This is a genomic window from Vibrio nereis NBRC 15637 (assembly GCF_001591105.1).
Classification (GTDB): domain Bacteria; phylum Pseudomonadota; class Gammaproteobacteria; order Enterobacterales; family Vibrionaceae; genus Vibrio; species Vibrio nereis.
Map to the genome: position 1 here is coordinate 41,777 of NZ_BCUD01000016.1, position 20,670 is coordinate 62,446.

The 20,670-nt window shown below is 49.1% G+C and carries 21 protein-coding genes; 5 read left to right on the top strand and 16 right to left on the bottom strand.

Translation table 11 applies throughout. From position 1 onward, the window contains the following. Positions 1–3: 3 nt before the first annotated feature. The 3 genes from VNE01S_RS15045 to lhpI form a co-directional block, all read right to left on the bottom strand. On the bottom strand, positions 4–1,287 hold the full coding sequence (locus tag VNE01S_RS15045; protein WP_053396271.1) for an NAD(P)/FAD-dependent oxidoreductase: 1,284 nt from the start codon (positions 1,285–1,287) through the stop codon (positions 4–6). A 42-nt stretch (positions 1,288–1,329) separates the two neighbouring features. Further along, positions 1,330–2,814 carry a Na+/H+ antiporter NhaC gene (gene nhaC / locus VNE01S_RS15050; RefSeq protein ID WP_053396270.1) on the bottom strand — a complete coding sequence of 495 codons (1,485 nt, stop codon included), beginning with the start codon at positions 2,812–2,814 and terminating at the stop codon, positions 1,330–1,332. A gap of 133 nt (positions 2,815–2,947) precedes the next feature. Next, a complete protein-coding gene (gene lhpI, locus VNE01S_RS15055; protein ID WP_053396269.1) occupies positions 2,948–3,907 on the bottom strand; it encodes a bifunctional Delta(1)-pyrroline-2-carboxylate/Delta(1)-piperideine-2-carboxylate reductase in 960 nt (319 codons plus the stop codon). A gap of 168 nt (positions 3,908–4,075) precedes the next feature. Here lhpI and VNE01S_RS15060 point away from each other — a divergent pair, with 168 nt between their 5' ends. Then, positions 4,076–4,858: an AraC family transcriptional regulator gene (locus VNE01S_RS15060; protein ID WP_053396268.1), complete on the top strand. Its 783-nt coding sequence runs from the start codon at positions 4,076–4,078 to the stop codon at positions 4,856–4,858. A 28-nt stretch (positions 4,859–4,886) separates the two neighbouring features. Here VNE01S_RS15060 and greB read toward each other — a convergent pair whose 3' ends face one another. Then, the gene (gene greB, locus VNE01S_RS15065; protein WP_053396267.1) at positions 4,887–5,360 is read right to left on the bottom strand and encodes a transcription elongation factor GreB; all 474 of its coding nucleotides are present in this window, start codon (positions 5,358–5,360) and stop codon (positions 4,887–4,889) included. Positions 5,361–5,529: 169 nt separating this feature from the next. Between greB and ompR the strand changes: the two genes are divergently transcribed. Further along, positions 5,530–6,249 carry an osmolarity response regulator transcription factor OmpR gene (gene ompR / locus VNE01S_RS15070; RefSeq protein WP_053396266.1) on the top strand — a complete coding sequence of 240 codons (720 nt, stop codon included), beginning with the start codon at positions 5,530–5,532 and terminating at the stop codon, positions 6,247–6,249. A 69-nt stretch (positions 6,250–6,318) separates the two neighbouring features. Beyond that, entirely contained in the window at positions 6,319–7,626 is a 1,308-nt protein-coding gene (gene envZ / locus VNE01S_RS15075; RefSeq protein ID WP_053396265.1) for a two-component system sensor histidine kinase EnvZ, read from the top strand. 74 nt (positions 7,627–7,700) lie between these two features. Here envZ and VNE01S_RS15080 read toward each other — a convergent pair whose 3' ends face one another. From VNE01S_RS15080 to gspC, 12 genes are read right to left on the bottom strand one after another with little or no spacing between them, the layout of a single operon-like run. Then, entirely contained in the window at positions 7,701–8,465 is a 765-nt protein-coding gene (locus VNE01S_RS15080) for a type II secretion system protein N (RefSeq protein WP_053396264.1), read from the bottom strand. Between the two features lie 3 nt (positions 8,466–8,468). Further along, positions 8,469–8,960 (bottom strand): type II secretion system protein M, encoded by a 492-nt coding sequence (locus VNE01S_RS15085; RefSeq protein ID WP_053396263.1) that lies wholly within the window; start codon positions 8,958–8,960, stop codon positions 8,469–8,471. A 10-nt stretch (positions 8,961–8,970) separates the two neighbouring features. Beyond that, positions 8,971–10,182, bottom strand: coding sequence for a type II secretion system protein GspL (gene gspL, locus VNE01S_RS15090; protein WP_053396262.1), 1,212 nt, complete (start codon positions 10,180–10,182; stop codon positions 8,971–8,973). After that, positions 10,151–11,167: a type II secretion system minor pseudopilin GspK gene (gene gspK, locus VNE01S_RS15095; protein WP_053396261.1), complete on the bottom strand. Its 1,017-nt coding sequence runs from the start codon at positions 11,165–11,167 to the stop codon at positions 10,151–10,153. The genes gspL and gspK overlap by 32 nt, the downstream gene beginning before the upstream one ends. After that, entirely contained in the window at positions 11,154–11,801 is a 648-nt protein-coding gene (gspJ, locus tag VNE01S_RS15100) for a type II secretion system minor pseudopilin GspJ (protein WP_053396260.1), read from the bottom strand. Before gspJ ends, gspK begins: the two co-directional genes overlap by 14 nt. Next, positions 11,788–12,144, bottom strand: a complete 357-nt coding sequence (gene gspI, locus VNE01S_RS15105; RefSeq protein WP_053396259.1) for a type II secretion system minor pseudopilin GspI — start codon at positions 12,142–12,144, stop codon at positions 11,788–11,790. Before gspI ends, gspJ begins: the two co-directional genes overlap by 14 nt. Continuing rightward, complete coding sequence (gene gspH, locus VNE01S_RS15110) at positions 12,131–12,715, bottom strand: type II secretion system minor pseudopilin GspH (protein WP_053396323.1); 585 nt, start codon at positions 12,713–12,715, stop codon at positions 12,131–12,133. Before gspH ends, gspI begins: the two co-directional genes overlap by 14 nt. A 45-nt stretch (positions 12,716–12,760) precedes the next feature. Further along, a complete protein-coding gene (gene gspG, locus VNE01S_RS15115) occupies positions 12,761–13,204 on the bottom strand; it encodes a type II secretion system major pseudopilin GspG (protein WP_053396258.1) in 444 nt (147 codons plus the stop codon). A gap of 46 nt (positions 13,205–13,250) precedes the next feature. After that, complete coding sequence (gspF, locus tag VNE01S_RS15120; RefSeq protein ID WP_053396257.1) at positions 13,251–14,474, bottom strand: type II secretion system inner membrane protein GspF; 1,224 nt, start codon at positions 14,472–14,474, stop codon at positions 13,251–13,253. Continuing rightward, entirely contained in the window at positions 14,474–15,958 is a 1,485-nt protein-coding gene (gene gspE, locus VNE01S_RS15125; protein ID WP_373278574.1) for a type II secretion system ATPase GspE, read from the bottom strand. Before gspE ends, gspF begins: the two co-directional genes overlap by 1 nt. 5 nt (positions 15,959–15,963) lie before the next feature. Further along, positions 15,964–17,988, bottom strand: a complete 2,025-nt coding sequence (gspD, locus tag VNE01S_RS15130) for a type II secretion system secretin GspD (protein WP_053396255.1) — start codon at positions 17,986–17,988, stop codon at positions 15,964–15,966. 40 nt (positions 17,989–18,028) lie between these two features. After that, positions 18,029–18,913, bottom strand: a complete 885-nt coding sequence (gene gspC, locus VNE01S_RS15135; protein WP_053396254.1) for a type II secretion system protein GspC — start codon at positions 18,911–18,913, stop codon at positions 18,029–18,031. A 220-nt stretch (positions 18,914–19,133) separates the two neighbouring features. Between gspC and hslR the strand changes: the two genes are divergently transcribed. After that, a complete protein-coding gene (hslR, locus tag VNE01S_RS15140; RefSeq protein ID WP_053396253.1) occupies positions 19,134–19,520 on the top strand; it encodes a ribosome-associated heat shock protein Hsp15 in 387 nt (128 codons plus the stop codon). A 27-nt stretch (positions 19,521–19,547) separates the two neighbouring features. Next, a complete protein-coding gene (gene hslO, locus VNE01S_RS15145; protein WP_053396252.1) occupies positions 19,548–20,423 on the top strand; it encodes an Hsp33 family molecular chaperone HslO in 876 nt (291 codons plus the stop codon). Positions 20,424–20,670: the final 247 nt, after the last annotated feature.

The window sequence follows — 20,670 nt, forward strand, 5'->3', positions numbered from 1 at the left end:
GTCTTAAAATCGGTCTACCCGATACGGCTTCATGTCAAACTCAGGCTCCACTTGGCGCAATAGGCTAATAACCAACTCTGCACTAATGGCGGCTTGAGTCAGCCCTAGGTGCTGATTCCCAAAGGCAAACAATAACCGTGGATGACGCGGGTGCTGGTCTATCACTGGCAACGAATCCGCCAGGGTCGGTCTATGTCCCATCCATTCACTCACTTTAAGAGCAGGGTTGTTTAATCGTGGCAATAGTTGCCTACTGTGATGACGCAGCACATTAAACCTGCGAGCAAACTCAGGTAAACGCAAACCACCTATTTCCGTGATCCCAACCACCCTTAAACCAGACGCCAAAGGGCTCATCACAAATTTACGCTCCGCAGAGCCAATCGGATGTTGGAGTGGCGGCGTTTTCATGTCGGCAGTCTCTATCGTCAGGTGGTACCCGCGCTCAGCTTCAAGTGGGACAGATATCCCTGTTTGTTCTAACAGAGGCTTACCCCAAGCGCCGGTGCAAAGCACCACGTGCTCGAACTTATTTTGACTCGTCGCTGTGACCACCCCAACGGCGTTCTCTTGCGGAAGAATTTCACTCACTTCTGTTTGTTCAAAACACCCACCGCGCGCTTGAAAAACCGCAAACAGTTGCTTCGACAGTAAGTAAGGATCTTTCACTCGACACGCATTAGGGAAAAACAGAGCGTGACTGACAGTCTCAGCCAGCTCTGGCTCTTTTTCCCTCAGTTGTGCGCCCTGCAGTAGGACACTTTCTATGTCCCATTGAGCAAGGTAAGCAGCATGCGTTTTGACCTCGTCTAACTTATTTTCTGACTCCCATACCAACAGGTAACCTGACGGAACAAGATATTCTTCGGCCCCTATATCAGCCAAGCAGCGTTGCCAAGCAGGAACGGCCGCTTGATTGAGTTGGTAGAGCGCTTGTCGACTGGCCTCCACGCGTGCAGAAGAGGCCGAGCGAACAAAACGCGCCAACCAAGGCAAGGCTTGGGGTAAATACTTCCAAGGAAGGGCCAACGGCCCCTTGGGATCCAGCCACATCCTTGGCGCGGCAGCCAGTGTCTTTTTCGTTGCCAGAGGATCAATCAGTTCTGTAGCTAAATAGCCAGCATTACCAAACGAAGCGCCTTCACCCGGCAAACCCTTGTCAAACAAAGTGACTTGAAAGCCATGACGCTGTGCTTCTAGGGCGGTACAAAGCCCCACCACTCCAGCCCCCACTACCGCAACGGTGGGCTTATCGTTAAAAGGGGCATGTTTCGCGGATTGTGTCATGTTTTACCTACTGGCTTAGCTAAAGAATGTATTGGGTATGGTTTAATGGGTACTGCTACTCGCTGGTGAGACAGGCTCTGTGCTTGCCGTCGCCTCTTGCTCCACACGCTTTGAAAACCACCCTGTCTGGGCGTATAAGATGCCAATCGCTGGTGATAACCAACAAGCAAACGCCAACGGTGCATACAACAAAGCACTGTAATCGCCTGGTGCGACAATCAGCCCCAAAGTTCCCATCACAAATGCACCACCCGCATTCCAAGGGATCAATGGCGAGACTAAGGTTCCCCCTTCTTCAATCGCTCTGGAAAGGTTGAGTCGGCTATAGCCCAACTTGTCATATTGCGGACCAAACATACGCCCAGGTAAAGCAATCGAGAGGTACACATCACCCGACACGGCGTTGGTTGCAACAGAAGTAAGAATGGCGTTCGTTTGTAACCCTTTGAAACCTCGTGTCGACTTCATCACGGCATTCACGACCGACTCCAAACACCCAGTCCGCTCCAGTGCACCACCAAATGCCAACGCAAACATCATCAAAGTGATCACCCAAGTCATAGAGGTAACGCCACCGCGATTTAGCAAATTATCCAACGCGTCCGATCCGGTCTCTATCTTGTATCCACTGTGGGCAAACGTGAGAATGTCATTCAGGTTGTAGTCATAATTATGAACCGCGACACCAGCGCCGAGAACAAAGCCAATAAACAGGGCTGGGATCGGTGCTATTTTGTAAAACGCCAATAGCATCACCACCAAGAGCGGCAGTAAAGGCAACAAACCGAGTGAGAAATGACTCTCCATGCCCGATTGAATCGCGGTGATTTGTTGTAGCTGTTGTTGAGCGTCAGAGGTCGCATCCCCCATCACTGCACCACCAAGAATCGAGTACAGCGTCAAAGCGATCAGCATGGCTGGAATGGTTGTCGGCATCATATTACGAATATGAGCGAATACATTGGTTTCGGTTACGGCGGCAGCAAGGTTAGTGGTATCCGACAACGGAGAAATCTTGTCGCCGAAAAAAGCGCCTGAGACAACGGCACCCGCCGTCCAATATGCTGGAATACCAAACGCAAAACCGATTCCAACCAACGCCAGGCCGACTGTGCCCACGGTTGTCCAGCTCGAACCAATCGAAAGAGATACCAAAGAGCACAACAGCATGGTGGCTGCCAAAAACCACTCTGGTTCAATCAAGACTAAACCGTAATAAATAAGAGTCGGTACTGTGCCACTGGCTATCCAGGTACTCACCAGCATCCCTACCACAATAAGGGTCGCAATGGAGGGCATCGCCACGTGTAAGACACGAAATGCGCCGGATTCGATGTCCTGCCAACGTAGCCCTTGGTACCAGCCAACTAACGCGGTAATAGCAAAACCAATCGCTAACGCGATATGTGGAGTAAAGTCGTCATAATAAAAAATCTGTGTCGCTAACAAGCCAATGGTGAGGATAATCGGTACGACCGCCAAGCCTAGTGGTGGCGGCGCCGTATAATCTGAGTTCTTTTTAGTCATAGGTCTTTTTCCAAATCACGTCGCGAGGGACCGCACCTGAAAGGTGCGGCGCGCATGGAAAGCCTGATAGCGGATAACAAAGCCGCAAGCAGGGCAAAAGAAAAGCCAAGATATGCGTCGGCCTGATTACGATTTACGCACCCTGTACTGACTGATAAGCCAAAATCGCACCCGCCAGATCTTCACGAGAGTCGCCAACCGATTTAAACAGCGTGATCGCCGTTTCTGGTTCGTCGAGCTCTGCACGTCCTGCATGTTGGCCACGACACAACACCGAAAAGTCCGCTAAAATCTTCTCTTCGGTAATCGCTCCATCACGGATAGGCATGATCAACTCGCCCGTTTCAACCAGTGCCGCCGCCTTCACATCCACGAATACATTCGCTCTCTGCAATGCTTCGTTGTCGGTCTCGCGCATTGTCGGCGTAAAGCTTCCCACCAAGTCTAAGTGCGCGCCCGGCTTCAGCCACTCACCTTTAATAAGGGGCTCGGTTGAAAGCGTGGCACAACTAATGAGATCGGCTTCGCGCGCGACCGTTTCCAGTTGCTCATCGGAGCATGCAATGGCATCAACGCCCTCATCACGCAATTCTGTCGCCAATTGCTCTGCCGCAGCCGGATTAATATCCCACACATGAACAGTTTCAATTGGACGTACACTCATATGGGCTGGTACTAGGCGTCGTGCAACGCGTCCTGCCCCAACCATCAACATTTTGCTGGCCGTTTCACGCGAGAGGTAACGAGAAGCCAGTGCCGAGGCCGCCGCAGTTCTGCGCGCGGTGAGCTCATTGCCATCGATCCGAGCCAGCATTTGCCCTGTCTGACCACAACTCAGTAAATAGTGACTGCTGAGTCCAGGTTGATTACGCGCAGAATTCCCCGGAAAGACATTCACCTGTTTTACGCCCAAGTACTCGCCTTCAATCCATGCCGGCATTAATAACAAGGTCGCGCTAGGGTCTTGCGGCACATTCATCGTGTGATGGTGACGAATAGGCGCCGTTACATCACGGGTAAAAATATCTTTTAAAGCGTCGACCAATGGTAGCCAAGCTAGTGCATCGCGAACCTGTTGCTGGTTAAGTTGCATGTCATTCTTCCTTCCTTGTTAATATATTGTTATTTTATCTATTAATAGCGCCATTCATTTGCCCGAGACTCTGCGGTATTTAACCCAGACTCCGGAACTGAAAAACTTTGGGAAAGGAAAAGCTACATTGGGCAAACTAAGCGCGCGGATACAAGTAGGAAACTCACTGTGAATCAAACTCAGATAAGAAGAAATGTTATTGCCAGACGCCAGGGCCAACACCTGCACAGCTACGCTCAGGTATTGTTAGGCTGGCGAGGCACAATGGCGTGCGAGTTTGAACGCGAAAGTGGAAATATAGGCCATGGCACAGTGGCGATAGTGCCCGATAATGCCCCCCATTTTTATAATGGCTTAAGTGAAGATAGTGAGTTATTAGTCATCGACTTAGCGCCAGCTGATCCTTACATCCAAGCGCTGGAACAAGCGTGTAACTTGTCATTAAAGGAATCGGTATTTCAGCAGCCTTACTTCCTAGACTTGGGTACAGAAAGTCAGATATTGCTGGATTTTGCTGCGCAGAAAGTCAGTCAGGGGCAAATGTCACCACAGATAAACTGCCAGCTCGTGTCATTATTTTTAACGCAGCTTGGGCAAATGTCATCCAGTGTCACACCACCAGCCTCGCATCGTCGCTTAGAAGCCAGCCATTTGAATACGTATATCGATCAAAACATTTCAACGGCGTTAACCAATGCTCAGCTAGCTCAGGCGATGCACCTCAGTGAAAGCCATTTTTACTGCTTATGCCAAAGGCAGTTTGGAGTGACACCACAAAAATACGTGATGCAGAGACGCATGCAAAAAGCACAATTTTTGCTGCGTAACAGCCATATGCCTATGACAGAACTTGCCGCCGAAGTCGGGTTTGCGCAGCTGTCGAGTTTTTCTCGTGCCTACAAACGCAGCTTTCAGCATTCGCCTAGTGACGTACGCCGAAAGTCGCGCTAAACGTGGTACGCCCATAGGCTAACCTCATTTATGAGTAGCGAATGGCGTTCACAAACCACTCTTTGTAACCTTCTGGGGTTTTGACGCTAAACTCATCGTCGACCTCTTTTTTCAGTAACGCACGCGCCATCGGGGAGTCGATAGAGATATACCCTTTCGCGTCGCCGTAGATTTCATCAGGGCCGACAATGCGGAATACTTTTGTATCGCCGTCTTCGTTTTCTATCTCGACCCAAGCGCCAAAGAACACTTTGCCTTCTTGCTGCGGCGAGTAATCGACCACTTTGACTTGTTCAAGGCGTTTTCGTAGGTAGCGCACGCGGCGATCGATCTCACGCAAACGCTTCTTATTGTACTGATAATCCGCGTTTTCGGAGCGATCACCCAAACTTGCAGCCCAGGTAACTTTTTTGGTCACTTCAGGACGTTCTTCTTTCCATAAAAAGTCGAGTTCTTTTTTAAGCCGATCAAAGCCTTCACGTGTGATTAGGTTTGTTTTCATATTTCTAATGTGACTGGATTGAAACTACTGTATACATTAGCTAAAAAGGAAATAAACGTTAACAATTCTTTGCGCCACTTTAGTAAGAACAGTGTTACATTTCGATTAGTCAAAAAGGGTAGAACGCCCGCGCATTGGCGCAGATACAGCTATTAGGTGGAATCATTACATGCAAGAAAATCACAAGATCTTAGTCGTCGATGACGATGCACGCCTGCGCGCGTTGCTGGAGCGTTACTTGTCTGAACAAGGATTCCAAGTACGCAGTGTGGCCAACAGCGAGCAAATGGATCGCCTGCTTACGCGCGAAAACTTCCACCTAATGGTGCTCGATTTAATGCTGCCAGGTGAAGACGGTCTTTCTATCTGTCGCCGCCTACGCAATGCCAACAACACGCTGCCAATTTTGATGCTGACCGCCAAAGGCGACGAGATTGACCGCATTGTCGGCTTAGAAGTCGGCGCGGATGATTATCTGCCAAAACCGTTTAACCCACGTGAATTACTGGCACGCATCAAAGCGGTACTGCGCCGTCAAACGACCGAGCTGCCAGGTGCACCGAGCACCGAAGAGCAAGTGGTGGAGTTTGGTGAATTCCGCTTAAACTTGGGGACACGTGAGATGTTCCGTGGTGAAGAGCCGATGCCTTTAACCTCGGGTGAGTTCGCGGTGCTAAAAGCGCTGGTCACCAACGCTCGCGAACCGATGTCACGCGATAAACTGATGAATATGGCACGTGGCCGTGAATACTCGGCAATGGAGCGTTCCATCGACGTGCAGATCTCACGCCTACGCCGTATGCTTGAAATCGATCCCAGCAAACCCCGCTATATCCAAACCGTATGGGGGTTAGGTTACGTTTTCGTCCCGGACGGCAAAGAAGCCTAATTAGAAATTTGCTAAAGTGCGAGACAATGTCTCGCACTTTTTGTTTCCACTCTGACCAAGGTGGCTGTTATGCGCATTCGCAGCTCATTTACTCAATCTATCATCATTTTCCTGACCTTGTTGATTGCTAGCCAAATCTACTCCTACTACGCCGTATTCAACTACGCGTTAATGCCAAGTTTGCAGCAGTTTAATAAAATTCTTGGCCACGAAATCAATCTCATGCTGAGTGATTCCGATAATTTAGAAGACGGTTTAGGCATGGATGACCCGTTGCGTCGGCGCGTACTAGAGCAACTGGGTGTCACGATTCACAGTGAAGATAGCCCGATCGCCGATGAATTCCATCATGCCATCACGATTGACTTAATGAGTGAGGAGATGAGCAATGAGCTCGGTTCGGCGACCGATGTACGCATGATGCTAGGCTCTGAAAGTTACATCTTATGGCTAAAAACCGATGCCCTGCCAGGATCGCTACTGCGCATTCCGCTGTCTGAACTACAAGAAGAAGACTTCGCCCCGCTGTTTCGTAATAGCTTGATCATGGCGCTACTGATCATCGCGGGCGGTTGGCTGTTTATCCGCTTGCAAAACCGCCCTTTGATTGCATTAGAAAAAGCCGCCAAAGGGGTGGGCCGTGGCGAGATCCCACCGCCACTGCCAGAGCAAGGGGCATCAGAAATTCGCTCGGTGACACGCGCTTTTAACCAGATGTCGAAAGGCATCCAAGCTTTAGAAGAAGATCGCGCGCTGCTGATGGCGGGTATTAGCCATGATCTTCGCACTCCCCTAACGCGCATTCGCCTCGCGACAGAAATGATGTCACCAGAAGATAGCTATTTAGCGGAAGGCATCATCAGTGATACCGAAGAATGCAATGAGATCATCAGTCAATTTATGGACTACCTCAAACCTGTGAACAAGCAGTCGTTTGTTGAAGTAGACCTGAATGAGATCGCAAATGATGTCGCTATGTCGGAAGGTGGCTATGAAGTTGAAATCGAAACGGACCTCCACCAGCCGATGAAGATGACGCTGGGCAGCCCCATTTCAATTAAACGTGCTGTCAGCAATTTAGTCGTCAACGCACTCCGCTACGGCAATGGCTGGGTCAAAGTCAGCACCGGCATCACCGCCGATAGCAAGCTGGTTTGGGTATGTGTGGAAGACAATGGCCCCGGCATCGCGCAAAACCAAATCGGCAAGCTGTTTGCTCCCTTTACCCGCGGCGATACTGCGCGTGGCAGTGAAGGAACGGGGTTAGGATTAACGATAGTAAAACGTATTGTCAGCCAGCACAGTGGCACCGTGGTGGTCAATAATCGCAGTGGTGGTGGTTTAAAAGTCCAGGTTAGCTTTCCTACAATGAAGTAAGAATATCAGGCGGCAAGCCATACTAATCAATCCAATAAAAAATGGGCGCGGTATGTCACCGCGCCCATGCTGTATTAAAGCCTACCGTTGTAGGAAAACTGATACCGTCCGGCGTTGTCAGGGTCAGGCAACCAGCCAAGCTGCTCGCTGAACGCCTTAGGAAACTCACTGCCCGGTTTAAACCATGCTTTACTTTGGTAACGGCGGTTAGGTTGCAGCACCACTTCTGCCGAGCTTTCAACTTGCTTGCTTTGCTGTCCGCCATTTAAGGTAATGGTGCTTTCTAGACACGTGAAATCCGCGATCACCGGACCAACCAACAGTTCGTCGATTGGGGTACCTATTTTATCGGTATTCCATACCACTGTGCCCTCAGCCTCGCGACAATATGGGGCAGCATATTCAAGATGTCTGACGGTTAGCTCAACATGGCCATTCAAAGTCAATGGAATAGGCATCGGCGGTGCCATCTTGACGACCTGACTGACAGGCAACGAAGCAACGAGGTTTTTCGCGTACGGCACGCCATCAAGACCATAACCCACCACGCCACGACCAGTTAACTGCATATCACTACCGTGCCCAAACCGAACCTGCGCTTCTGCCTTACCAGAAAGTAGCTTAGACGGTAGTAGTTGCCAGTGAACTTGACCAAAATTATCGGCCTGCCAACTGACGCTTTCTGCGCTGCCCTGCCAAAGGCTGCCTTCAACGCCAGCGAGCTTTAACTGCCTGGGTAATGGCGCGTTGTCCACCACAATTTGTGCCGGTAAATGAACAATGGCACTGGCCACAAATACCAACAACAGACCAATACTAAGCAGAATGATTCTTTTCACCGTTTACCCCTTTGTGAACTGTAATCGCTTAATTTCGACGACACCGTCTTGAACGCCTTTATCAATATCGAGAAAAGTCGCGGAGATCCCGTGGCGATCTTGCAGAAACGCCATCCACTCTGCAAAACGATTAAACGGTAAGGGTGTTATCCAAACTTGAAGCTGCTCACCACGTGGCTGCACACGAATCAACTCGATGTTAAAGCGACGTGCCGAAGAAGACACAGCCTGATTCAGCGGCGTGTTTGATACAACCTGGCCAGTTTTACTGCGCAGCATAGTGATCTCGTCCGCTTTGTCTTTTACCCAAGTCAGCAGTTGTTTTTCACTTTGAATGCGCATCTGGGCAGTTTCAGCTCGTTGAGCAACTGGCTGAATCACTCCCCAATACAGTGCGCCGAAAAACAACAATATGGCACAAACGATCACCAGCTTTTGCTCCCGGCCCGAGATCTGACGCCACCAATTTTGGATCGACATAAGTAATGTGCTCATCTGGGTTACCTCATAATGGCTTCAGTACGAAGGAGCCATTGACCAGCTCTCCTGAGCGGCTAAGTTGTCCTTGCTCGACATTAAATTTAGACGCTAAAACTTCCCGCGTTTTTTCGAATGTTTGGAAATCGTCGCTTTGTGCTTGCAGTCTAACTTCTCCTCTCGCCCCGTCGTATTTAAAGCTGGTGAGATTCAGCGTCGGCACCTGTTTCAGCAGTGCTGGCATATCTCCCATCCATTGCAATAGCGACTCATCACCGCCATTGCCTGATAGACGATTGGCTTCGCGAGCCATTTCTCGCTTCAAGTAACTCACGGTTGGGATTTTCGTTTTGCCTGGCAAGGCTTGACGGAAAATACGTTCACTCTCGGCGCGATATGTCTGCGCCTGAGACTCGTATTTTTGAATCGTTAGCAGATGATCGGTTATAACAACCGCCATCAGCACCACCGCGGCAATGGCGACTTTTTGCCAAACCTTCCAATAACGCGAAAATGATGATTTCGGCTTAAAAGTCCCCGTTAACAGGTTCACTTTACTGCGGATTGCATGCTCGGCTAATAGCTGCATGACCAAGTGCGGCTCACCGTTGGCCCACGGTTGCTCTTCCGCCAAAGGCAGATCGGGCAGTTCAGAAAACGCAGTCAGAGGTAAGTAGTTCTCACCATCTTTCACCCAATCGGACTGGGCAATGATTGGCAACCACTCACGACTCACGGATACCCCGCTGTAAGGCGTTTTCTTTAGCAACCACTGGTCATCTAACTCGACCGCCGCAATGCCTTCGACCTCCGGTAACGCCAGCACATCAGGCAGTACCGATTGCACTTGGCACCCGATATCGCGCAGCGATAACAGCGACTTCTCCAGCCAGACTTTTTCGACTGCGCAGATCTTAGCTTTGCCTGCGCTCTTGTCCAAGATAGAAAAATGCAGTTGTTCGACATCCTGAGCCAGATCATCCTCAAGCAGGAACGGCAGCATGCCCGCAAACTGGCGGCTTGCGCCTGCGGGGATCTCCACTTCTGTTAACACAAGGCTAGCGGCAGAAAGTAACACGATGGTTCGGCGGTGTTCGGCATAGGCTGCAAGCTCTGAAATCGCCTCCCAGCCAGCCAACTCGCCACTGGCGATCACTTCCTTTTGCTGCTCTGACCAAACAATCCATTGAATGGCCGACCCTGTATTGTTACTCAGTCGAACGATCAGATACTCGTTCACCGATACCTCCAAAGCGACGGCTGACTACCGTTGCAGTTTTTCGATTATTACTAAATATTAGGCTACGAACTCGCACTCTAGAGTCGCCGACTAATATTTCTGCATCTAATTCAAAGTAAGCGCTGTCTACTGCCAAGTAGCCTTTGATCGGGTTCAGCGCTTCTTGCTTAATATTGGCTAAGTCGCCTTCGTTTAAAAAATCTTCCACACTGGCCCAACCGTCATAGGGACGGTTTTCCAGAATGTCTTTTGCTTGCTGCGTACTGATATGTGGCTGAAACAAAGCGCTGAGCAGTTCGGCGTGTTCAGGCTGAATGGTATTCACATTCAATTTAAGGTCCGTCGTTGGCAGTGCGCAGACATAGCCCGCGAGCTTTTGCATCACTTCACCCGACACTTCATTGACCGCCCTCAACTCAGAGCTGTCGGCCAGCAAAGTGTTCGCCGCCACGTACGCTGGCGACATGGACTCGTAATAGCTGTCTTCTACGCCCACCACCGAATTCAGCACATTGTTACTATCGACGTAATCCCACAGTGACTGTGAGATCACTTCTGCCTGATAGTTTTCAACCTCAAGCTCCTCCATCATGAACTGAAACGCCTCGACCAAAAACGGCATGCGATCGGACCCTGATGTTTGCGTCACAGCAGACAAAGCATTGAGGTTGAAACACGCTTGTTGGTCAACGATATGGCCAGATAAGGTGCCATAATCCAGCGGGTACGTTTGCTCTTCGAGCGCCCAAGGCTGCGAAAGGTTGATCGTGTCTGAATCTTTGTAGCTCTGCTCAATACCCACTTTCGCCAAGACTTCAGCGCCAATGCTGTACCAGTAAGCTTGTTGGTAATTGATCTGATTGGTCGCCCGTTTGAACTGACCAAATAAACGATCAGCCATACTGGCGGCGATGCTGACCATCACAGCAAGCAGCAGCAAGACGACGATAAGTGCGACTCCGCGCTGAGGCTTAACTGGTTTCATCGTCTGCTCCAGTCAATTTAAGCGAGCCACCACTGATCAGATAAACGCGTTCAATTTTGCCGTAATCTTCCAGTTCAAGCTCTACCGTGACGGCATGGGGTAACGTGTTGCTGTTTTCCCAATTACCTTTCCACTCTTTACCATCATAAAAGCGCAAGTTGAACGCCTTGAGCTTGTCAATCAGAGGCATCACTAACATTTGTTGGCCTGCTGGGGTATCTGGGTAGCGCCACCAAAGACGCTCTAGCTGGTCGTCTTTAATCCGATAGCCCACTTTGGTCACTTCACCGCGTGGGAATTGCTGCTCTGGGTTATGCCACCCCGCGCGCGCAAACATCACACCTTTGGCGTCTGAATCGAGCAAATAATCTTGCCAATGAATTAACTGTGACGAAGGCCCTTCCCCGTTAGTTCGGGTCTTCCTCAATGCCATTTGGCGAAAGTCATTATTCAAGAACACCAGTGCACGTTGTAAGGTTTTTAGTCGTTCACTGCGATCCATCGAGAATTCGTTACTGCGCTGCACCTGGTTAAGGACTTGGTACGCACCGACACTCAAACTGGCAAAAATAGCGATCGCCACCAGCACTTCAATCAAGGTAAAGCCACGCTGCGCGCGTCTATTTCTTAACATAGCTTCTTACCGTGACAATCGCTGAACCATTCTCTTGCGCTGCAACTTTGACATCAAAGGCTTGCAACAAATTACCCGCGGTAGCAACCGGCTCTATCGACCAATACCATTCAATACCCGCCAGCTCTTCTTTTCCCTTCGACTTGGTTGGCTTTCGCTCAGATAAAATCACTTTGGCCATTTGATTATCGGCCACCATCGATGCGAAGGTTTTTTCTTCAAGATAACTCAGTGTATTTATGTGTTGGCTGACGGAGCGGATAACAGCGATGGCAGCGGTCGCAAAAATGGCTAACGCGACCAAAACTTCCAGCAGAGTAAATCCTGACTTACGCTTCTTCATCGCTCTCTCCTGGAGCAAGAATGATGATCTGTCCATTTTCTTTTGCTACTACTTGCCAGGCATCTTGCTCAACGCTGAGGTTTTGCGGGTAAATAGCAATAGAAAATGGCGTTAACTCACCACTCGACATAATAAATACTTGCGGGGTCGGCACTTTTTTTTCGTCCTCTACTTCGGAGAACATGTCTTCATCAAACAGGCTACCAGGCTTAAATAATCGGTCTTCATCTTTCCACACACCACCTCCTAGCTGCAGCACCATCGCCAGGCCGTCTGGCAACGCGGTATGCTGTGGTAACTCGTCATCACTGAGCTTCTGCCATCCTTCTTCACTTAAAGCGAGCAACTGATAGCTACTCCGCTTTTCATCAAAGCGCACACCATAATCCTTACCGCTCAAAATTGCCTCTTCGTTCAACAGTTGTAAACGGTGATAAAGCGCCTGCGCTTGCTGTTTGGCATCATCCGAGCTTTTCTGCGGCAACGTCGAGATAACCGCCACCGATGCGACCGACAGCAGCACAAGGACTAACAAGATCTCGATGAGGGTGAAACCCTTTTGATTCTTCATCATAAGTTTGGGACGGCTTTCGCCGCCCCTATCCTCTGGATTCGCTTATTGGAAATCTTGAATATTCCAGTTACCGATATCCGTATTGGCACCTTCACCGCCTTCCTGGGCATCAGCACCCAGTGTGAAGATGTCTGTCGCGCCTTTATCACCCGGGCTTAAGTACTGGTACTCGTTACCCCATGGGTCATTGGGCAGACGCTTAATGTAGCCGCCGTCACGGTAGTTACGTGGTTCTGGGTTAGATGGCTGAGTCACCAATGCTTCTAAGCCCTGATCCGTCGTTGGATAAACACTATTATCCAGTTTGTACATGTCTAACGCGTTTTCTAACGCCACGATATCGGTGATCGCTTTTTGCTGATCCGCCTTCTCTTTGTTGCCCAATAAGTTAGGTACAACAAAGCTTGCTAGAATTCCCAGAATAACGACGACAACCATGACTTCTAAAAGTGTAAAGCCAGACTGTTTTTTCGTTCTCATTTTCATTATGTTCTCCAAACCACATACTCAGAGTAAAACTAAGCCAACAGCCTTAGCCACTCATTAAATTATTCATTTCTAAAATCGGCATTAAGGTTGCCATAACAATAAACAGCACCAAACCTGCCATTAACGCGATCAAAGCTGGGGTAAAAATACCTAAGGCAATATTTACCGTCGATTCAAAGTTAGAATCCTGATTGTCTGCTGCCCGGGTCAGCATGCTTTCCAACTCCCCACTTTGCTCACCACTGGCGATCATGTGTAACATCATCGGTGGAAAGAGTTTGGTTTGTTGCAGAGCCTTCCTCAGGCTGGCCCCTTCACGCACATTTTCGCGCGCTGTCATCACCTGCTGTTTAACAAAATGGTTAGACATGACGTCTACCGCCACTTTCATGCCATCTAAAATCGGGATGGCACTTGAAGTGCAGATCGATAACGTGCGAGCAAAGCGAGAGGTATTCAGCCCGCGGGAAATTTTACCAATCAGCGGCAGAGACACGACTCTTCGGTCCCAGTTAAGGCGAATTTCCGGTGATCGCAGCAGCAACTTAATGCCGTAAACCAAGGCAACCAATACCAACAACAGTTGGAGGCCCCAATTTTGAATAAATTCACTCGATAAGAGCAAAAATTGCGTCGACTTAGGCAACTCTTGGCCCATTTGGACAAACTGCCCAACAATCTTAGGCACAACTGCCGCCAGCAAAAACGCAACGATACCCACAGCAAACACCACCAGTACAACAGGGTAAATCATGGCCTGTTGCAGTTTAGAGCGCAGTTTTTGTCGGTTTTCTGCGTAATCCGCCAGACGTTCCAGCACCGAGTCAAGGTGACCCGAGCGTTCACCAGCTGAGACCATCGAACGGAAGAGATCGTCAAAGATATGGGGGTAATCGGCCAAGCTGTCAGCCAGTGTGTAACCTTCGACCACTTTCGAGCGTACCGCGAGCAACATGCTACGAATACGTGGCTTTTCCGATTGCTCAGACACCGCCCTCAAACACTCTTCCAAAGGCATACCCGATTGCACTAAGGTAGCCAGTTGGCGGGTGATTAACGCCAAGTCCGGCGTGCTAATGCCACGCTTAAACGCCATGGAAGGTTGGGCATTTTGCGTTTTTTGCTTTTGACGCGTCTCACTTACCTCAACAGGCACCAAGCCTTGCTCTTTTAAGCGCACCCGGACCTGGCGAGCGTTATCACCTTCAATCACCCCTTTCTGGGTTTTGCCTTTGGCATTTAACGCTTTGTATTCAAACGCAGCCATCAGTTTTCCTTAGTCACTCGCATCACTTCTTCTAAAGAAGTCACACCATTGAGAACTTTGGTTAAACCATCATCACGAATGCTCGGTGTACGTTGACGTACCGACTTCTCGATGGCTTGTTCGCCCGCTTCGCTGTGAATGAGCTCCTGCACGGCTTCATCCACCACCAATAATTCATGGATACCAGTTCGGCCGCGGTAACCCTTCTGGTTACATTTCTCACAGCCTTGGGCACGATGCAGCGTCAACGGCTCGCTCGGCTCAAGACCAAACAGCTTTTTGGTTTCTTTATCGGCCTCATACGGCTCCTTGCAATCTGGACACAAGGTACGCACCAGACGCTGCGCCAAAACACCAAGCAAAGAAGAGGAGATGAGGAAAGGTTCAATGCCCATATCGCGTAAACGCGTGATCGCACCGACTGCCGTATTGGTATGCAGGGTCGACATCACTAAGTGACCAGTCAACGACGCTTGAACCGCGATTTGTGCGGTTTCCAGGTCACGGATCTCACCGACCATCACCACATCTGGGTCCTGACGCAAAATGGCACGCAGCCCCCTCGCAAAGGTCATATCGACTTTTGGGTTAACCTGAGTTTGTCCGATACCGTCAATATCAAATTCGATGGGATCTTCAACCGTTAAGATATTGCGCTCGTTGCTGTTGAGCTCTTGCAGGCCAGCATACAAGGTGGTGGATTTACCTGAACCCGTTGGACCGGTCACCAAAATAATGCCGTGCGGACGACCAATCATGGTGCGGAAACTATCGTGGTTGGCTTTGGTCATCCCTAAGCTGTGCAGATCGAGGCGAGTGGCATTTTTATCCAGCAATCGCATTACCACGCGTTCGCCATGGGAAGACGGCATCGTCGATACGCGCACATCCACCGCTCGACCACCGATGCGCAATGAGATACGACCATCTTGTGGCACTCGTTTCTCGGCAATATCGAGTTTGGCCATCACCTTAACACGCGATACCAATAGTGGCGCCAACTTACGACTTGGAGAGAGTACATCTCGCAACACCCCATCGACACGGAATCGGATCAGCAGTGTTTTTTCGAAGGTTTCGATATGGATATCAGACGCACCTTCTTTGATCGCTTCGCCGAGCATGGCATTGATCAGCTTAATGATGGGCGCGTCGTCTTCTGACTCCAGCAAATCTTCATTCTGCGGTAAGTCTTCAGCCAATGAGAAAAAATCATCACTATCGGCGCCGAGGTCTTCCATCAGTTGGCGCGCTTCAGAAGAGTCTCTTTGATACGCGGTGGTCAGCTTTTTTTCGAACGCGCTTTTACTGATTTCCATCAGCTCAAACTTGGTGCCAATGGTGCGCTGCACTTCAAGCAAGGCAGGCATAGAGAGTGGTGCAACATAATAGAGCACCACACCGTTTTCACTTGGCTCCAAGACCAAATTAAAGCGATTGGCAAAGCCGAACGGCAACCGACGAAACATAGTTGCGACATCCATAGACATTACTCTGTCCTTATCTGATCTAAGAACGCTTGGATTTCAGGCGGGTGACTAATGTCTTCACCATATTTTGGTAACACAGGAATATGGCTATCGCTCATTAGCTTAAGGCCTTGGTCCGCTTTATACAGCTGCTCTGCGCGGATAAAGTTGTATTTACGCTGAGTAATGCCATCTGCCGTCACGCCATCGCGAATAATGGTTGGCTTGATGAACACCATCAGGTTTTTCTTTTCCACTTGCGTATTGGTTGATTTAAACAGGTGACCAAGGACGGGAATATCACCCAAGAGTGGCACTTTAGATTCGCTCTCTAGCGCACGCTCATCAATCAAGCCGCCTAGAACAATCATTTGACCGTCTTCCACCATCACTGAGGTATTCAGTTGGCGTTTGGCAAATCGAACATCGACCGCACCATTAGGGCTCAGTACGTTGGAGACTTCCTGCTCAATATTTAATTGAACCGAGTTACCTTCGTTAATTTGAGGCACTACTTTTAGCTTAATACCGACTTCTTTACGATCGACGGTCTGGAATGGATTGTCGTTATTCGAGCCCGCGGTTGCCCCTGTAATCACCGGCACTTCTTCACCGACAATGAAGGAAGCTTCGCCGTTGTCCATCACGGTAATGCTTGGAGAAGAGAGAATGTTGGAGTTGGAATCCGTCGCGACTGCATTCAATAGCGCTGTCCAGTCACCCATCACCAAGCTCACTGCGGCGCCGTTTACACTCGCTAAAGCCGACGCCAACGTAGAAAAGTCACCTTTTTCAGTGCTTGTTTCATTACGTAAGAACTCACCATCTGAATTGTATATGGCTTTCGTCGTTTCAGTGTCTTTTGCTTCTTCGAGACCGACCATCACCTTACCGATCTGCGAACCTGTGTTGCCATATTGGATCACCGCACCAGTATCTAGAGAGCCCCACTGAACTCCAAGATTGATGCCATCACCTTCGGCCATTTCCACGATCAACGCTTCAATCAGCACCTGTGCACGGCGAATATCCAACTGCGAAATCACATCTTGCAGAGCAATCATAATATCTGGCGGAGCCGTCAGGACTAGCGCATTGGTATCTGGGTGGGCGGCAATCATTACTTCCGCACGATTTGCAGACGAGCGCGATTTAGTCCCGGCGCTTTTTTCTGCCTGCAGGTTATCTGACACTCCTTGTAGCACGTCAACTAACTCTTCGGCATTGGCGTATTTAAGGTACACCACTCGGTTGTTACCCTTTGATGCCATTTCCACATCTAACTGTTTGATCAGTTTGCGTAAGCGGTGGCGCACTTGAGGGTCACCAGAAATGAGAATAGAGTTGGTGCGATCGTCCGCCACCAGCTTAGGTTGCAAAAACGCTGGCGTCTTTTTCGCGTCCGACTTGTTCAACGCTTCAACAATGCGCACCATTTCCGCCGCAGACGCGTTTTGTAGCTCTACCACTTCAATCGATTTATCACCAGCTTGGTCTACACGCTTAATAATGTCAGCTAAACGGTTCACAACGGCAGCTCGGCCCGTGATAAGAATGATATTGGCAGGATCATAGTGAACCACGTTACCGGCGCCTGCGTTATCATTCAGTTGGCGAAGCAACGGAGAAAGCTCACGTACCGAGACATTGCGCACCGCAACAACCCGAGTGACCACTTCATCACCTTGGACTTTCCCGTCTCCGACCACCGGGATAGAAGAGGTTTTGGCATCTTTCGCTCTTACCACCTTGATGACGCCGTTATCCATTTCAACAACGGCATAACCGTATACTTCGAGCACATTTAAAAAGAAACTGTAGTACTGCTCTTCAGTTAGCAAATCGTAACTACGTACGTCTACTTTGCCGCGAACGGATGGATCAACAATGATGGTCTTTTCCAAATTACGACCAACAATGTTGATAAACTCTTGAATGTCAGTGCCTTTAAAACTGGCACTATATTCATTAGCCATCACCAAGCCAGGCGAAGTTAGTAAGCTTCCTGCCAAAAGCCATGCGCTTTTCTTAAGCCAATGATTCACAATTTACTCCTCGTGACGATAACGGCTAAACAGCCACTACCTATAATTCAATATATATCTCATACGGTTGGCCATCTCGCTCAACCGTCAGAGTTAACTCAGTCAGCTCAGATAAACTTTTGAATATCTCTCCCATGGCTGCTGAATCCTTTAAATCTAATCCATTGATTTGAGTGGCAATATCACCTGGCTTTAGGCCCACGGCCTCAAACAAAACCGGGTCTTTACCTGGTGACAATCGATAACCCACGATGTCGTTATCCGTTTTTACCTGAGACATTCGTACGTACTGGAACACCTGCTTGGTGTCTTTGCGAATCTCATCTCGGATCTGCTCAAGCTTGTCTTCCGTACCTCGTGCCTCAGACGCCGATGCAACTTGCCTTGGCTCAGGCTTGGTGTATTTCAGCCCTTCCAGCATGACCGTTTCATTGCGACCAGAATTATCAACAATCACGCGATCCTGCTGTACCTGATAAAGCTTAGCTCGTGTGCCTTCAATCACTTCACCAATGCCGTAAGTCGCCTGTTTACCGCGATTAGCGATAACCGCCAGGCTCTTGTTTGGGTTGGTACTGGTAACCACACCAACCAATACAACATTAAGTTGGCTTTTTGGTGCATCTTGGACTTTCGGTTTTTCTACCACGACGCGCTGCTCTTGATACTGACCAAACAGTTGACCATTTTGCAGTTCACGAAGATCCACCGAAGCGTTCGAGCTTGAAGTACGAGAGTGAGTGGCAGTTGGCTTCCACGGGGTAATAGAATCAGAAACGAAAGGTTGCCAGATCAACTGACCTAAGATCCAAGCGCTTATCGCCAGTAACACGACCATAACAACGCTGCTAAGGCGCTTTTGGATCTTTATGTCTTGGATAGATTCGCCCAACTTGAGCAGTGCACTTGCACTTTGATGCTTCACTGAGTGTCCTTCTCGTTTGTGCCCAAATATGGCGGTGCCGTAAATAGAAGTGTAGCCGATGATTGTACCAAAATACGAAACAAGCTAAACACTTAACTCCCTGGTACCAAACGCCAAAATGCTAATTTTGCTAATTCCGCTTGAAAAATGGTCATCACATCACCATTGTTACAGCTGATATCACCAAAAAATTTATTATCGTTAGAGGTCCGTTCCAATAATGGGTTCCCAAACAGAAGCAGTCAGGCTCGATAAATGGCTTTGGGCGGCACGCTTTTACAAAACGCGCTCTATTGCGCGAAATATGGTCGATGGCGGCAAAGTCCACTATAATGGCCAGCGTAGTAAGCCGAGTAAGGCCGTCGAACTCGGTGCAGTGATTACTCTTCGCCAAGGTCACGAAGAGAAAACTGTTGTTATCGAAAAGATTTCCGATCAACGCCGAGGTGCTCCAGAAGCTCAAACGCTGTATGAAGAGACAACTGAGAGTATTGCCAAACGCGAAGAAAACGCCGCACGACGCAAACTTCACGCACACAACCCTAGTCCAGATCGTCGCCCTGATAAGAAACAGCGCCGCGACATCATCAAGTTTAAACATCAATAAGTACCATACGTACGAGGAATTAACTCCATGGCAAACAACGTATTAAACCGCTACCTTTTTGAAGACCTATCAGTACGTGGCGAGTTGGTACAATTGGATGAAGCATACCAACGTATTATTACTAGCAAGGAATACCCGGCAGCGCTGCAAAAGCTGCTTGGTGAGCTGCTTGTCTCAACCACACTGCTTACTGCAACGCTGAAGTTTGAAGGCTCAATCACACTGCAACTGCAGGGGGACGGCCCAGTTTCCCTGGTGGTTATTAACGGTGACAACAACCAGAAAGTTCGCGGCGTAGCACGCTGGGAAGGCGACATTGCTGATGACGCCACTATCCATGACATGATGGGTAAAGGTCATCTTGTGATTACTGTTGATCCGAAACAAGGCGAACGCTATCAAGGTATTGTCGGCCTTGAAGGTGACAACCTGACAGAAATTCTTGAAGGCTACTTCGCTAACTCTGAACAGCTAAAAACGCGCCTTTGGATTCGCACTGGCGAACACGAAGGCAAAGCACATGCAGCGGGTATGCTGATCCAAGTCATGCCTGATGGTACAGGTACACCTGAAGACTTCGAGCACCTTGAGCAGTTGACCAACACAGTAAAAGATGAAGAGTTGTTTTCTCTAGGTGCGAATGAGCTTCTGTATCGCTTATACAACCAAGAGACTGTACGCCTATTTGAACCTCAACCAGTAGAGTTCCATTGTGGCTGTTCTCGTTCACGTAGTGGCGCAGCGATCGTTACCATCGATCGTGCGGAAATTAATGACATTTTGGCCGAGGTTGGTTCAATTTCTTTACATTGTGATTACTGCGGCACGAGCTATACGTTCGACGAATCTGAGGTGTCAGAACTGTTCGATCAGTCAACAACAGACAAGAAAACGCTGCATTAATTTATCTGATTTACCAAGCACGTAATTTACCCTTCAAAAGGCCAGCTCATGCTGGCCTTTTTGTGATCAACACCCCGTCATATCTAGCTTTCTTGTAATAAAGCAACTGGTTAATTTTAATCAATTAATAACTGTTTTGGTCTAGCGCAAAGCTTTGCGTGCGCGATAAACTATCTACGCCAATATGTGATGCGTCGCTTAAAACCCCAGTTAAATCGCGGATATTTTTTGAGCTATATCCCTGTTT

Coding starts and splice junctions, on each gene's coding strand:
- gspF (WP_053396257.1), bottom strand. CDS start 14,474: ATGGCTGCGTTTGAATACAAAGCGTTAAATGCCAAAGGCAAAACCCAG.
- VNE01S_RS15085 (WP_053396263.1), bottom strand. CDS start 8,960: ATGAGCACATTACTTATGTCGATCCAAAATTGGTGGCGTCAGATCTCG.
- gspG (WP_053396258.1), bottom strand. CDS start 13,204: ATGAAAATGAGAACGAAAAAACAGTCTGGCTTTACACTTTTAGAAGTC.
- hslO (WP_053396252.1), top strand. CDS start 19,548: ATGGCAAACAACGTATTAAACCGCTACCTTTTTGAAGACCTATCAGTA.
- gspI (WP_053396259.1), bottom strand. CDS start 12,144: ATGAAGAAGCGTAAGTCAGGATTTACTCTGCTGGAAGTTTTGGTCGCG.
- lhpI (WP_053396269.1), bottom strand. CDS start 3,907: ATGCAACTTAACCAGCAACAGGTTCGCGATGCACTAGCTTGGCTACCA.
- gspJ (WP_053396260.1), bottom strand. CDS start 11,801: ATGTTAAGAAATAGACGCGCGCAGCGTGGCTTTACCTTGATTGAAGTG.
- gspE (WP_373278574.1), bottom strand. CDS start 15,958: ATGGATGTCGCAACTATGTTTCGTCGGTTGCCGTTCGGCTTTGCCAAT.
- gspH (WP_053396323.1), bottom strand. CDS start 12,715: ATGAAGAATCAAAAGGGTTTCACCCTCATCGAGATCTTGTTAGTCCTT.
- greB (WP_053396267.1), bottom strand. CDS start 5,360: ATGAAAACAAACCTAATCACACGTGAAGGCTTTGATCGGCTTAAAAAA.
- VNE01S_RS15045 (WP_053396271.1), bottom strand. CDS start 1,287: ATGACACAATCCGCGAAACATGCCCCTTTTAACGATAAGCCCACCGTT.
- nhaC (WP_053396270.1), bottom strand. CDS start 2,814: ATGACTAAAAAGAACTCAGATTATACGGCGCCGCCACCACTAGGCTTG.
- ompR (WP_053396266.1), top strand. CDS start 5,530: ATGCAAGAAAATCACAAGATCTTAGTCGTCGATGACGATGCACGCCTG.
- envZ (WP_053396265.1), top strand. CDS start 6,319: ATGCGCATTCGCAGCTCATTTACTCAATCTATCATCATTTTCCTGACC.
- hslR (WP_053396253.1), top strand. CDS start 19,134: ATGGGTTCCCAAACAGAAGCAGTCAGGCTCGATAAATGGCTTTGGGCG.
- gspK (WP_053396261.1), bottom strand. CDS start 11,167: ATGAAACCAGTTAAGCCTCAGCGCGGAGTCGCACTTATCGTCGTCTTG.